Source organism: Serratia sp. EC4, assembly GCF_059652115.1.
Genome location: NZ_JBNIDE010000003.1, coordinates 139,498 through 153,651 on the forward strand (window position 1 = coordinate 139,498; position 14,154 = coordinate 153,651).

The 14,154-nt window shown below is 61.1% G+C and carries 11 protein-coding genes; 5 read left to right on the forward strand and 6 right to left on the reverse strand.

Annotated features, from left to right (window positions below):
* Positions 1–68: 68 nt before the first annotated feature.
* Both ACP39K_RS10765 and ACP39K_RS10770 read right to left on the reverse strand, forming a co-directional pair.
* The gene (locus tag ACP39K_RS10765) at positions 69–1,487 is read right to left on the reverse strand and encodes a serralysin family metalloprotease (RefSeq protein WP_033640557.1); all 1,419 of its coding nucleotides are present in this window, start codon (positions 1,485–1,487) and stop codon (positions 69–71) included.
* Between the two features lie 333 nt (positions 1,488–1,820).
* Positions 1,821–3,164 carry a 2-hydroxycarboxylate transporter family protein gene (locus tag ACP39K_RS10770; protein ID WP_016928018.1) on the reverse strand — a complete coding sequence of 448 codons (1,344 nt, stop codon included), beginning with the start codon at positions 3,162–3,164 and terminating at the stop codon, positions 1,821–1,823.
* A 432-nt stretch (positions 3,165–3,596) separates the two neighbouring features.
* On the opposite strand from ACP39K_RS10770, the gene pckA reads away from it, so the two are divergent.
* A complete protein-coding gene (pckA, locus tag ACP39K_RS10775; RefSeq protein WP_016928019.1) occupies positions 3,597–5,216 on the forward strand; it encodes a phosphoenolpyruvate carboxykinase (ATP) in 1,620 nt (539 codons plus the stop codon).
* 56 nt (positions 5,217–5,272) lie between these two features.
* On the opposite strand, the gene ACP39K_RS10780 is transcribed toward pckA, so the two are convergent.
* Positions 5,273–5,917: a TetR/AcrR family transcriptional regulator gene (locus ACP39K_RS10780; protein ID WP_033640560.1), complete on the reverse strand. Its 645-nt coding sequence runs from the start codon at positions 5,915–5,917 to the stop codon at positions 5,273–5,275.
* 93 nt (positions 5,918–6,010) lie between these two features.
* Between ACP39K_RS10780 and ACP39K_RS10785 the strand changes: the two genes are divergently transcribed.
* The 4 genes from ACP39K_RS10785 (at position 6,011) to ACP39K_RS10800 (ending at position 10,974) form a co-directional block, all read left to right on the forward strand.
* Entirely contained in the window at positions 6,011–6,709 is a 699-nt protein-coding gene (locus tag ACP39K_RS10785; RefSeq protein WP_016928021.1) for a DAPG hydrolase family protein, read from the forward strand.
* Positions 6,710–6,801: 92 nt separating this feature from the next.
* A complete protein-coding gene (locus ACP39K_RS10790; RefSeq protein ID WP_033640562.1) occupies positions 6,802–8,106 on the forward strand; it encodes an MFS transporter in 1,305 nt (434 codons plus the stop codon).
* 169 nt (positions 8,107–8,275) lie between these two features.
* Positions 8,276–9,535, forward strand: coding sequence for an MFS transporter (locus tag ACP39K_RS10795; RefSeq protein ID WP_033640564.1), 1,260 nt, complete (start codon positions 8,276–8,278; stop codon positions 9,533–9,535).
* Positions 9,532–10,974: a glycoside hydrolase family 32 protein gene (locus ACP39K_RS10800; protein WP_497008477.1), complete on the forward strand. Its 1,443-nt coding sequence runs from the start codon at positions 9,532–9,534 to the stop codon at positions 10,972–10,974. The genes ACP39K_RS10795 and ACP39K_RS10800 overlap by 4 nt, the downstream gene beginning before the upstream one ends.
* 41 nt (positions 10,975–11,015) lie before the next feature.
* Here the strand turns inward: ACP39K_RS10800 and ACP39K_RS10805 are convergent, their stop codons facing one another.
* From ACP39K_RS10805 to ACP39K_RS10815, 3 genes are all read right to left on the reverse strand, one after another.
* Positions 11,016–12,017: a LacI family DNA-binding transcriptional regulator gene (locus tag ACP39K_RS10805; RefSeq protein WP_060445315.1), complete on the reverse strand. Its 1,002-nt coding sequence runs from the start codon at positions 12,015–12,017 to the stop codon at positions 11,016–11,018.
* Between the two features lie 69 nt (positions 12,018–12,086).
* Entirely contained in the window at positions 12,087–12,644 is a 558-nt protein-coding gene (locus tag ACP39K_RS10810) for a HutD/Ves family protein (RefSeq protein ID WP_033640570.1), read from the reverse strand.
* Positions 12,644–14,014 carry a formimidoylglutamate deiminase gene (locus tag ACP39K_RS10815; protein WP_049300630.1) on the reverse strand — a complete coding sequence of 457 codons (1,371 nt, stop codon included), beginning with the start codon at positions 14,012–14,014 and terminating at the stop codon, positions 12,644–12,646. The genes ACP39K_RS10810 and ACP39K_RS10815 overlap by 1 nt, the downstream gene beginning before the upstream one ends.
* Between the last annotated feature and the right edge of the window lie 140 nt (positions 14,015–14,154).

Here is a 14,154-nt window from a genome sequence, read left to right on the forward strand (position 1 = left end):
GCTAATATGACGTAATTAATAGGAATTGTCGGGTTTTTGCCCAAAATGCCCTATTTTTGTTGCCTGCATCAGGCCAGCACGAAATCACCCGCATCCAGCGGCTGTCCCACCACTTTCACCAGGAAATCGTTGCCGTCAAAGCCGCCGCCCAGGTTGATCGCCACGTCACTGACGTGATTTTGCGCATCGTAGCTCAGCGTCGCCTCGCCCGCCTTGCCGCTGAACTGATCGACGAAGCGGATGCCGTCGGCGCTGCCGGTGTTGAACAGCGTCAGATCGATCTTGTCCTCGCCGCGCACGAAGTCGCGGATCCAATCCGGCGCCGCCGCCGTCGACTCATCCGCCGCAAAGTAGACGAAGGTGTCCTTGCCGGCGCCGCCCCACAGCTGATCCGCCCCTTTGCCACCGTACAGCACGTCATCGCCCGCGCCGCCCTTGAGCACGTTATCGGCGGCGTTCCCTACCAGCACATCGTTACCCGACCCGCCGATGGCGTTTTCAATCGTTACGCCTGCGGCGATAGACACGTTGCCTTTCAGGCCGCCGACGTCCGAGAACGCCTTTTCATTCAGATTGATGCGCTGATTCTGGCCGAAGCCGGAGAAGTCGAAGGTGTCGTTGCCGCCGGCGTCCCAGGCGGTGAAGATTATCTTGTCCTGCGCGCCGGTGGCGGTGAGGAAGTCGCGATCGGTGTTGGAATTGAAACCGTAAACCGTGTCGCCGGTGCGGGTGTTCATGTTGGCGCCGTAGAAATGCTGGATCGCCGTGATGTCGTTGAGCAACGGCCCGGAAGAGTACGCGCCTTTAAAGTCCTGCCCGGTGTTGCTTTCGCTGAAATAGCTCATCAGGCTGTGCGCGCGGCTGTCCTCAAAGTAGGTCGCGTCTTTAGCGTAGGTGATGCTGACGCCCGGCGCGGCGTTATAGTCGCCCGGATGCTGCAACCCCAACGCATGGCCGATTTCATGGGTGAAGGTCTGGCGACCGTACTCGTTCTCATGGATCTGGTTGTTGACGAAGGTAGGGTTCTTGGCGTTATACCAGGTTTGCCCGGCGACCGAAGGCGAGGAGTCCGGGTTATACGCGAAGGCATAGGAGCCGCGCGAGCTGTAGTCGAACAGGCCGAATTTGATGTTGGCGGCGGCGGTGTTGCTGGTTTCGGTGAAGGTGATGTTAGCCACGTCTGACCATGACTGCAGCGACAGTTTAGCCTGCTCGCGCTGTTCGGCGTTAAAGCTGCTGAAGCCGCTGATGCTCATGCTCGACATGTTGCCCGGCGCCTTTTCCCAGAAGCTGTAGGTCAGGGAGACCGGCGTGTCGGTCACGCCCTTGTCGTGCCAACTGCGATCGCCGCGCACCAACTCCAGGCCGGCGTTTTCGAACGTTTTCGACGGATGAAGCACGGTAATGGTGTCGTCTTCATCGGGTTTATAAGCGCCCAGCAGGGCTAATACGCCTTCGGCCTTAACGGAAGCATTGCTTGATGACATAACCTTATCTCCATATTCGTCAATTCAATCGGGGGGATGCCCCAACTGGCGGATTGCCTGAACGGCAGCGGCCCGGTGTTGAATCAATACGGGGATATCGGTAATGCGCTGGCGCCTTCCCTCGGCACTCTGAATGAGAACGATAATCCCTTAAGAGAAAAGAATAGACACATTTTCACCGATTACAGAATTTTCTTAGATAAAGTACGGCTATGCATTTGCGCCACACGAATGATTTTCAAGGCAATAATCAGCACTATCACGATAAGCGAATAAAAACGCATAAAAAAACCGGGGCAATCCAACCCCGGTTATCCATAAGATACTCTGGACTCAGACTAACCAACCAAGCAGCAGCGTCGCGCCGATGACCGTGGAAGCGCCGCCGATGCGCGTGGCGATTTGGGCGAACGGCATCAGCCCCATGCGGTTCGACGCCGACAGGATCGCCACGTCACCGGTGCCGCCCAGGCCACTGTGACAACAGGTGACAATCGCCGCCTCCACCGGAAACATCTTCAGGTAAGGCGCAATCAAGAAACTGACCAGTCCCATCGACAGCACCACCGAGCCGCAGACCACCACATAACCGACCGAGAACACCGCCACCACGCTTTCCAGCGGCACGTACAGCATGCCCAGACCGATCATCAGCGGCCACACCAGCGCGGTGGAGACGAACTTGTAGAAACTGTGCGCGCCGGTCTCCATCGAAGCCGGGATCACCCGGCAGTACTTGCACAGCACCGCGAACAGGATCATCAGCACCGGCCCGGGAATATGCACGATGTGTTCGAACAGGCCGCCGACGATAAAGAAGGCGCAGATCACCAGCAGCCCGCCGCCCATCAGTTGGAAATCGACGTTGCCGCTTTGCTCCTTGATGGCGAACATCGCGTTCTCCTGCGCCGAACGGATCAGCATGCCGTCGCCGCTCAGCGCCTTGCGCTGCATACCGATGCGCGCCAGCACCCCGGCGGTCACGATGGCGAAGATGTTACCCAGCACCGCCGCCGGCGCCAGCTGCGCGACATAGACATCCGGCGTCGAGCCCAGGATCGCCGAATAGGCCAGCGACAGCGGTAAAATTCCCTCGCCGATGCCGCCGCCGATGATCGGCACGATGATGAAGAAGAAGGTGTGATAGAAGGTAAAGCCGAACAGCTTGCCCACCAGCAGCCCGGTGATCACCGCCGTGATCGTGCCCACCACCAGCGGCACGAACATGCGAATCATCCCCTGGATCAGGATCACCCGGTTCATGCCGAGAATGCTGCCGACCACCAGACTGGCGATGACGAAATAAAGCAGGTTCGCGTCTTTCATCAGCAAATGGACGGTGCCCATGACGTTGGGCTGGAAGACATTGAAATAGACCAGCACCGACGGCACCATCAAACACAGAATGGCCGGTCCGCCGATATCGCGCAGCACGGGAATGCTTTTTCCCAACTGCGCCAGCGCAAAGCCCAGCGTCATTATCACCGCCAGGCCGCCGATCATATTCTTCGGCAGGAAGTTGGCGTAGGCGGAAATCGCTACGATCGCGCAAATCGTGATAAACAAGGCGATCGGTACCGCGCCGATATCTATTTGACGAAGTTGATTAATTAATCCTGAGGATTCGGACGATGCCGTATTTTTATCACAGGCCAGTTCTGCATTTATCTGTTTCATTATTCACCCTGCTGACAAGCGTACAGTACGGTTAGATTCACCTGGCGCAAAAACTTTGCCATAGCCAAGCAAAAACAAATGATTACGAAAAATCCTATTGTGGGTTTCGCTTTTTCTAATAAGAAATAAAACAGTAGACAGCCCTGACGATATGATAAAAAATAAAAATGCAAAACTAAATTACGCCGGCGGAATTCAATATTGTGACCCTCCGCCAAGGTTAGTTTTAATTAATTATCGTCAGCATTTTGTAATTAAAGTAAGCAGGCTTAAATTCGCTGCTATGCTATAGGAGGGCGAAAAAGCCCCCTGTTTTATTAATAAAGAACCGGAAATGCATTAGCTGAATCCGGTCAGCTTGATCCGAATCTCAATCCTGCGCGCGGCACCGCACGGGAAAGAGGCATAATATGACTCATAAGGAAGTAGAATATGTCTTCACGCGCTGTTACCCCACAAACCCTCGCTCGCTACGGCATCCATCAGGCCGCCGACATCGTCTATAACCCCAGCTATGAATTGCTGTTCGCCGAAGAGACCCGCGCCGACCTGCCGCCGCTGGAGCGCGGCACGCTCACCCAACTGGGCGCGGTTAACGTCGCGACCGGTGAATTTACCGGCCGTTCGCCGAAGGACAAATACATCGTGCGCGACGACACCACGCGCGATACCGTCTGGTGGTCGGACAACGGCACCGGCAAGAACGACAACCAGCCGCTCTCGCCGGAAGTCTGGCAGCATCTGAAGACGCTGGTGGGCAATCAGCTCTCCGGCAAGCGTCTGTTCGTGGTGGACGCGTTCTGCGGCGCCAACGCCGACACGCGTCTGAAAGTGCGCTTCATCACCGAGGTGGCCTGGCAGGCGCACTTCGTGAAAAACATGTTCATCCGCCCGAGCGACGCCGAGCTGGCGGACTTTGAACCGGACTTCGTGGTGATGAACGGCGCTAAATGCACCAACCCGGACTGGCAGCAGCAAGGGCTGCACTCGGAGAACTTCGTCGCCTTCAATCTGACCGAGCGCATGCAGCTGATCGGCGGCACCTGGTACGGCGGCGAAATGAAGAAAGGCCTGTTCTCGATCATGAACTATCTGCTGCCGCTGAAGGGCATCGCGTCGATGCACTGCTCGGCCAACGTCGGCGAGCAAGGCGACGTGGCGGTATTCTTCGGCCTGTCCGGCACCGGCAAAACCACCCTCTCCACCGATCCGAAACGCCAGCTGATCGGCGATGACGAGCACGGCTGGGACGACGACGGCGTGTTCAACTTCGAAGGCGGCTGCTACGCCAAAACCATCAAGCTGTCGCCGCAGGCGGAGCCGGAAATCTATCAGGCGATCCGTCGCGATGCGCTGCTGGAAAACGTCACCGTGCTGGCCGACGGCAGCATCGACTTCGACGATGCCAGCAAAACCGAGAACACCCGCGTCTCTTACCCGATTTATCACATCGAGAACATCGTCAAGCCGGTGTCCAAAGCCGGCCACGCGCGCAAGATCATCTTCCTGACCGCCGACGCCTTCGGCGTGCTGCCGCCGGTGTCGCGCCTGACGCCGGAGCAGACCCAATACCACTTCCTGTCCGGCTTCACCGCCAAGCTGGCCGGCACCGAGCGCGGCATCACCGCGCCGACGCCGACCTTCTCCGCCTGCTTCGGCGCCGCGTTCCTGACCCTGCACCCGACGCAGTACGCCGAAGTGCTGGTGAAACGCATGGAGGCCGCCGGCGCCCAGGCTTACCTGGTCAACACCGGCTGGAACGGCAGCGGCAAGCGTATCTCGATCAAAGATACTCGCGGCATCATCGACGCCATTCTGAATGGCGACATTGAGCAGGCCGAGACCTTCACGCTGCCGATCTTCGGGCTGGCAGTGCCGACCGCGCTGCCGGGCGTCGATCCGTCTATCCTCGATCCGCGCAAAACCTATGCCGACGAATCGCTGTGGCAGGAGAAAGCGCAGGATCTGGCGCAGCGCTTTATCGATAACTTCGCCAAATATACCGTCACCCCGGCGGGCGAAAAACTGGTGAACGCCGGGCCGAAGCTGTAACGCAGACGTTTTGCATTCTGCTGTTTAAGGGCCGAACTCTCGGCCCTTTCTTGTTTTCATCCTTCCGCCAGCAAACCCGGCATCACCAGCGCCACCGCCGCCGCGATGCGCTCGTCGATCGCGCTGCCCGGCGGCAACAGTCCCAGCGTCATCTGCCGTAGCGGTTCGGCGATGGTCATCGCCAACATCAGGTCGCTGGTTTGCGCCCAGTCGCGCTCACGCAGCCACCCGCACTGCTGCTGGCGCTGCAGCCAGTCCGCCACCGTCGTCCGGCCGCGCTGAATGCCGTTGCGCTGATAGCTGTCCAGCAGCGCCTCGCGCCCCGGAAACTCGCTTTGCAACAGCCGAAACATCCCCACCGCCTCGGCGCTCAATACCTGCTGCGCGATGGCCTGCAGCCCTTTTTCCAACAGCGGCGCCACCGCCGCCCGTTGCCCGGCATCCTCGGCGAAGGCCGACTGAAACGCCTCGGTCCAGCCGCTCACCGCCTGCGCGACCAGTTCGTCGCGATTAGCGGCAAACCGATACAGGGTTTTTTTCGCCACTCCGGCGCGTTTCGCCACCGCGTCCACCGTTGCTGCGGCATAGCCGCCGTCGAGCAGCAACGCCAGCGTCGCCTGCGCCAGCGCGGCGCGCAGCGCCGTTTCCGGCGTGGCCGGCCGACCGCGAGCGCGCGGCGGTTCTTCATTCGGGTTCGCCATCTTTATTCCTCACAAGCATTGACAGACTCAGCATAGCAGCATAGTTTTATTTTGGAAACGATATTAGTTTCCAAAATAAAACAGGAACCCATTATGACACACCCTTCCCTGCTGGCGCCGTGGGGCGTCAACGATATCAACGAATTGCTCAGGCCCGAACCGCTGCGGCTGGAGATGGGGCTGAGTCGCAGCGCCGACGGCCTGCTCACCGTCGCGATTCGTACCGATCTGCACGGCTGCAAAGGACGCATGCTGGACTGGTGGTTCACCTTCTTCGAGAACACGCAGCACATCAACTGGTGGCACCCGCACGATCACGTCGAACATCGCGGCTGGGATCGCCACTGGAAAAAAGGGGAAAGCTACATCGGCGCCAGCATCGAAGCGGTCGAATGGCTGGCGGAGCTGCCGCCGGTCGCGGCGCGCCTCAAGTTCCACGCCGCCGATGACTTCTTCGCGCCGCAGCCGCTGCGCCAGGCGCGTGACGCGCAGGCGCTCTCCGCCGCGGTTTGCGCGCGCATCGGCTTCGGCGATCAGGTGGCGTTGGATGACAACGGTGATCCCTGCGACGGCGAGATGCTGCATTTGGTGCGCGATACGCCCTACGGGTGCGTGCTGCGCAGCCGCTTCCTGCTGGGTAAAGCCTGCGCCAACGCCCACGACGAACTGTCGGATGACATCGGGTTTAACCTGATGCGCCACTGCTACAACGAGTTCAGCTATCTGGCGCAGTTCCTGCCGTCGCTGTACTACGCCGAAAACGGCCGCGAGCCGGCGCCGTTGCTCTGGTGAATCGCGCCTCACAGTTCCCGCTGAAATCAATTGATTGTTTTGTCGTATAAATTTAGAACTGACGAACAATAATTCAAAATATGGGAACGGGGATGAATCAACAGACTCTCGACGCGCGCCGCTCGCGTCAGGCGTTGCTGGCCGGCTCGGTCGGCAACTTTATCGAATGGTATGAGTTCGGCGTATACGGGTTCCTGGCCACCGTTATCGCCGCCAATTTTTTCACGCTGCAGGGTGAAAATGAAATCACCAGCCTGATCCTCACCTACGCCGCTTTCGCGCTGGCGTTTTTCTGTCGGCCGATCGGCGCGGTGATCTTCGGCCGCATCGGCGATCGCATCGGCCGTCGCCCGACGCTGATTGCGGTTCTGCTGTTGATGACGCTGGCCACCGCGCTGATCGGCGTCATGCCGACCTATGCCTCGATCGGCGTCGCCGCCCCGCTGCTGCTGACGCTGCTGCGCATGTTTCAGGGGCTGTTCGCCGGCGGCGAATTCGGCGGCGCCGTGTCGCTGATGACCGAGTTCGCCCCGAAGGGCAAGCGCGGGCTGTTCGGCGCCTGGCAGTCGCTGACCGTCGCGCTCGGCCTATTGGCCGGCGCCGGATTGGTGGCGCTGTTGGCCGCACTGCTCAGCGCGCAGCAGCTGCATGACTGGGGCTGGCGCATTCCGTTCCTGCTGGCGCTGCCGATGGGCGCCGTGGCGCTGTGGCTGCGGCTCAAGCTCGAAGAGACGCCCACGTTTACCCAGGCGCAACAGGCCGCGGAACACAACGCCCCACCGCCGGAAGCGAGCTTGGGCGGCGTAGCGAAAACCATACTGATCGGCATCGGCCGCATGATGGGCTGGTCGGCCGCCGGCTATACCTTTCTGGTGGTAATGCCTTCCTATTTGCAAACCTCGCTGCACGCCACCTTCCAGCAGGCGCTGGTGGCGACGGTGCTGGCCAACGTCGGCTTCGCCCTGACCATTCTGCCGGCGGGCATCATCAGCGACAAACTGGGACGTAAAACGGTGATGCTGACGGCGGTGGCGGCGGTGATCCTGTTCACCTTTCCCTTACTGCACCTGCTGCAGGATGCGCAGAGTTCACTGTGGGCCAAAGGGTTGGCGGTGATGGTCGCCGGCGCCGTGGTCGGCCTGCTGGCCGGTCCCGGCCCGGCGATGCTGGCTGAGATGTTCCCGACCCGGGTGCGCTATACCGGTTTGGGGCTGGCTTACTCGCTATCCAATGCGGTGTTTTCCGGTTCGGCCGGGCTGATTATCACCGGCCTCATCAAACAGACCGGCAATATCGACATTCCCGCCTACTACGTGGTCGCCACCTCGGTGGTGAGCCTGTTTGCGCTGATGACGCTGCGCCGCGACGATCATCTGCGCTCGCTGAACGAACGTTAATCCTGCGGGGGCACATCGCCCCCTTGCCAACTCGTGACCTCGATCACAAGGCAAAAATGTTAACGTTAACTTTTTGTGATTAACATCCCATGCGTGATATCTGGCCGCTTCATACCTTCGCGAGTTAACGTTAACAATAGAGCTAACTTCACTCACCGGGGCCCTACCCATGAACCGCGAAACGAAAAAATATTACGTGCTGCTCAGCGGCCTGCTGTTCTTCTTTTTCTTCACCTGGTCTTCCAGCTTTTCGTTGATCTCGCTGTGGCTGAATCAAAAGATCGGGCTGAAAGGCGCCGAGACCGGCCTGATCTTCTCCGCTATCTCGCTGGTGGCGCTGTGCGCACAGCCGCTGTACGGGTTTATTCAGGATAAACTTGGGCTGCGCAAACACCTGCTGCAGTTTCTCGGCGTGATGCTGCTGCTGACCGGCCCGTTCTTTATCTACGTTTACGCCCCGCTGCTGGCGAGCAGCCTGCCGCTCGGCGCTTTGGTCGGCGGGGTGTTCATCGGCGCGACCTTCTTCGCCGGTATCGGCGCGCTGGAATCTTATACCGAGCGAGTCAGCCGCATCAGCGGTTTCGAGTTCGGCCGCGCCCGCATGTGGGGCTCGCTTGGCTGGGCCAGCGCCACCTTTGTGGCCGGTTTTATCTTCAATATCAATCCGAACATCAATTTCTGGCTGGCCTCCGCCGCCGCCGTGGTGTTCCTGGTGCTGCTCAGCCAGGTGCGCGAGCTGAAGCCGAATGCCATGGCCGGCCTGGCGTTCGGCAAACCGGAAAACCTGCGGCTGCAGGACGCGCTGGCGCTGCTGCGCATGCCCGGCTTCTGGGCGCTGGTGGTGTTTGTGCTGGGGATCAGCGTATACAACGTTTTCGATCAGCAATTTTCGGTCTACTTCGCTTCACAGTTCGCTTCTCGCGCACAGGGCAACGAGATGTACGGTTTTCTCAACTCGCTGCAGGTCTTCCTCGAAGCCGGCGGCATGTTCCTGGCCCCGCTACTGGTGAACCGCATCGGCGCCAAACAGGGGCTGTTGCTGGCCGGTGGCGTAATGGCGCTGCGCATGTTCGGCTCCGGCTTGGTCAGCGGCGCCCTGATGATCTCCGCCATGAAACTGCTGCACGCCGTAGAGTTGCCAATCCTGCTGATCGCTATTTTCAAATACATCGCGAGCCGCTTTGACAGCCGACTCTCCTCCACGCTGTACCTGGTAGGTTTCCAGTTCATCACCCAGGTGATGGCCAGCTTCCTGTCACCGCTGGCGGGCTATGGTTATGACCGCATCGGCTTTGCCGACACCTATCTGCTGATGGGCTGCGCGGTCGCCGCCACCACGCTTGTCTCCTGTTTCCTGCTGCGCGGCGAACGCTCCGCCACGGCAACGCCCTTTCCATCCGCCATTAAATCAAGTGAGTCTGTCCAATGAATACTGCCTTAGCTCAAGCCGACCATGCGGTCGAAGCCCTGCGCGCAGAACGCCGAGACGATTATTATCCGCAGTTCCATCTCGCGCCGCCCGCCGGCTGGATCAACGATCCCAACGGCCTGATCTGTATTGACGGCGTCTATCATGCCTTCTTCCAACATCATCCCTATAGCGAGCACTGGGGGCCCATGCACTGGGGGCACGCGACCAGCCGCGACCTGATACGCTGGCAGCATCAGCCCATCGCCCTGGCGCCCGATGCGCCCTATGACCAAGACGGTTGCTTTTCCGGCTGCGCCGTGGATGACAACGGTGTGCTGACGCTGATTTACACCGGCCACGTGTGGCTGGGCGAGCCCGGTGACGACAGCCAGGTGCGGGAAGTGCAATGTCTGGCCACCAGCGAAGACGGCATACGCTTCGTCAAGCACGAGCCGGTGCTGGTCCCGCCGGACGGCATTCAGCATTTTCGCGATCCGAAAGTCTGGCGTGAGAACGGCGAATGGTGGATGGTGGTCGGCGCCAAAGAAAACGGCCTGGGCCAGGTGCGCCTGTACCGTTCTGCCGACCTGCGCGCCTGGCGCTTCGATCGGGTGCTGGCCGGCGCGCAAACGGCGCATCAAGGGTATATGTGGGAATGCCCGGATTTCTTCCCGCTGGGGGAACAACACCTGCTGCTGTTCTCGCCGCAAGGACTGGCGGCGCAGGGCTACCGCTACCGCAATCGCTTCCAGAGCGGCTATCTGCTTGGCCACTGGCGGCCTGATAGCGATTTTACGGTGACCCAGCCCTTCTGTGAGCTGGATGCCGGCCACGATTTCTATGCGCCGCAGACCTTCACCGCCGCCGACGGCCGTCGGCTGCTGTTTGCCTGGATGGATATGTGGGAATCACCGATGCCCAGCAAAGCGCACCGCTGGGCCGGCGCCCTCACCCTGCCGCGCGAGCTGACGCTGGCCGCCGACGGCAGCGTCCGCATGACCCCGGCGCGTGAACTGGCGGCGCTGCGCCGAGAGTCACACACGTTGTCGGCGCAGACGCTGACCAATCAGCAACTGCCGCTGGCGAACGATATGCAGGAGCTCATCCTGACGTTGAGACAGGCCGACAGCGACGCCGAGCGTTACGGGCTGGCCATTGGGAGTGCGGCGCGGCTGTACGTCGACAATCAGTCACACCGACTGGTGCTGGAGCGTTTTGATGAGCACCCGGCGCTGTGCGCCTGCCGCAGTGTGCCGCTGCCGGAAGGTGACACCGTGTCGCTGCGGATCTTTATTGACCGCTCCTCGCTGGAAATCTTCGTTAATCAGGGAGAGGCCTGCCTGACCAGCCGCATTTATCCGACGGCGGGGGATCGCCGCCTCAGCCTGTTTGCCGAGGGCGGACGGGCGCAGTTCGAGCCCATCACGGGGTGGCAGTTGGCGAGCATCTGGGGGTAATGGGAATGAGCACCGGGCACGCAGCGACGCACCCGGTGCGGTTACAGCGAACCACGCGCCAACAGCGGGCAAGGCACTTTCACCGTATCACGCTGTTCCCGCTGCTCGATCACATGCAGCGCCGCAAGGCGACCCAGCGCATAGTGCGGCAATTGCACCGTCGTCAACGCCGGCAGGAACAGTTCGCCGATGCCAACCATGTTGTCGTAGCCCAGCACCGCCACCTGTTGCGGTATCCGCCATCCTTGCGCCAGCAATACCTGATACACCAGAAACGCTATCCGATCGTTCCCGCATACCACGACATCGCAATCGCGCCGTCCCGCAGAGAAATGCCGCGCCAGCAACGCGACGCAGTCGCGATAGCCTTGATCGCCGCCGCTCAGATCGAGATGATACTGCCGCAGTTGTTCAACATCGCGCCCCGCTTCGCGCCAGGCGCGCTCCAGACCGCGACGGCGCAGCCCCGCCGCCAGCGTATCCGCCGGTAAATGTATGCACAGCGGCGAACGATAGCCTTTGGCGATCAGCGCGCGCGTGGCGTCATACTGCCCTTGCTCATCATCAGGAATGTAGCTGGCGATCGCGTGCGCCGGGCTGACGCAGTTGGCCAGCACCAGCCTTTTGTCCAACAGTTTGGCCGGCACATCCACCTGACGCAGCCCCATGGTGGTGAAGATCACGCCGTCCGGTCGATGCGCCAACAGCAGATCGACGGTCTGTTCAGCGTTGTCGTCGGCAAACAGGTTGACGACGAAGCTGTTCCAGCCGCGCTCACGCGCGGTTTTTTCAATCGACAGGATCATGTCCACCGAGAACGGCGTCGTGGCGGTGTCCAGCGCCAGCACGCCGAGCGTCTGTACGCGATTTCCGTCACCGCGAATACGCCGCGCCGACAGATCCGGCACGTAGTCCAACTCGTCGATCGCCTGTTTGACGCGGTGATAGGTTTCCGGCCGCAGCTTGCCGGGTTCATTGATGGCGCGGGACACCGTCATCAACGAGACTCCGGCAAGTTTTGCGACGTCTTTCAGCGAAGCCATGCGCCCTTCTTTATGATTAATGGGGAAAAGTGAATAATCCCATAACCGGGCGCAGGACTCTACTCTGCGTTAGCAGGCTGTGATGTTCGCCCACAGGATCGCGCCGTCGGCCGTCAGCGGCGTCACTTCGCCGCCCGCCGCCGTCCACCAGACACCCTCGCGCGCCCGCAGTTCGCCGCCCTCCGGCAGCGACCAAACGCCGCTCAGCACATACAGCACGCCCGCCCGGTTGGGTGACAGGGTGACGGGCGCCGTGCTGCGCCGCACCTCGGCCGCCTGCCGGCCGCGGCGTGTCATGATGTTGAAATCCTGACTGGCGCCGCCCAGCAGCGTCGCTTCCAGCGCCACGTCGCCGGAAAACGCGAACGGCTCCCCGACGCGCGCCAACTGATGGTCGATATGCCCGGCGCTGAACAGCCGCACGCCGTCGCCTTCCAGCAGGGTGATCGAACGATCGATGCCCGCAAAGGCGGAAAACGGCCCGTCCTGCGCGATGGTGGCGATGCTGGCGCGCCAGTCAAAATCCTGCGCGCCCGGCGGCCAGCTGACGATTTCACGGGTTTCCCCACCGCCGTTGCGCCACGGGCTGACCGGCAGCGCGGCGAAGTTAAAACGGGTCAGGCTCATTACGCCTCCTGCTGAAAGGTTTTCAGCACCTGCAGGAACTCGGCGCTGCTCTGCTGCTGCAGCGCGTGCCGCCCCTGCTCGATCACCTGCCGGCCGCCGACGAACACGTCGCGAATTTGCTCTTTGCCGCCGGCGAACAGCCAGCGATTGAGGATCGAGGCGTCCGGCGCCGCCGCCAGATACGGATCGTCGCCGTCCAGCACCAGCCAGTCGGCGCGATAGCCGCTCTGCAGCCGACCGATCGGCGCGCCGCACGCCTGCGCGCCGCCCTGCAGCGCCTGCAGGTACAGCACATCGCCCACCGCCGACTGTTCCGGTGTCGTCAGGCGATTGCGACGCTGATCGCGCAGCCGCTGGCCGTATTCAAACCAGCGCAGCTCTTCCACCACGTTGAGCGAAACGTGGCTGTCGGAACCGATGCCCCAGCGCCCCTGCTGCTGCAGGTAAGCGTCGCCGGGGAAAATGCCGTCGCCGAGGTTGGCTTCGGTGGTCAGACACAGGCCGGCCACCGCGCGGCTGCGCGCCAGCGCTTCCAGCTCGTCGCGATCCAGATGGGTGGCGTGCACCAGGCACCAGCGCTGATCCACCGGCAGATGGTCATACAGCCAGGCCACCGGGCGCTGCCCGCTCCACGCCAGACAGTCGTTCACCTCTTTTTGCTGCTCGGCGATATGAATATGCACCGGCAAGGTGCGATCCGACGCGGCCAAAATCTGCTGCATCTGCCCCAGCTCCACCGCACGCAGTGAGTGGAAACACAGCCCCTGATTCTGCAACGGGCGATCCGCCAGCTGACGGGCAATCACCTGCTGCTGATGCAGATAGCTTTCGGTGTCCTGGATAAACCGTTTCTGCCCCGGCTGGGCCGGCTGCGCGCCGAAACCGGCGTAGCTGTAAAGCACCGGCAGCATCGTCATGCCGATGCCGGCCTGATGCGCGGCCTCGCTGAGGCGGCCGGTCATCTCACCGCGATCGGCGTAAGGCTTGCCGTCGGCGTCGTGATGCAGGTAGTGGAATTCGGCCACCTGGGTGTATCCGCCCTTGAGCATTTCGATATACAGTTGACGGGCGACCACCTCCACCTGCTCGGGCGTCAGACGCTGCACCAGGCGGTACATCAGATCGCGCCAGGTCCAGAAGCTGTCCTGCGGGTTGCCCGCCACTTCCGCCAGCCCGGCCATCGCGCGCTGGAAAGCGTGGGAGTGCAGGTTCGGCATGCCCGGCACCGCGTCGCCGTGCAGCCGAATGCAGCCTTGCGGCTCAGCGTTGGCGGTAACTTGAGTCAGATAACCTTGCGCATCGACGTCCAGCCGGACGTTATGCGCCCAGCCCTCTGGGAGCAAAGCGCGTGGGGCAAAATAAGCAGGCATGGCAGTATTCCACGGTTAATGTAACGGCGAATAAGGCGCGGCGATGGCGCGTCTTAAGGAATTTTTGGCGGTCGCCGGCAAGTTTCTGGCGCGACGGCCACTAGTTGTATATACATATACATACGCCGACATCAACAGTA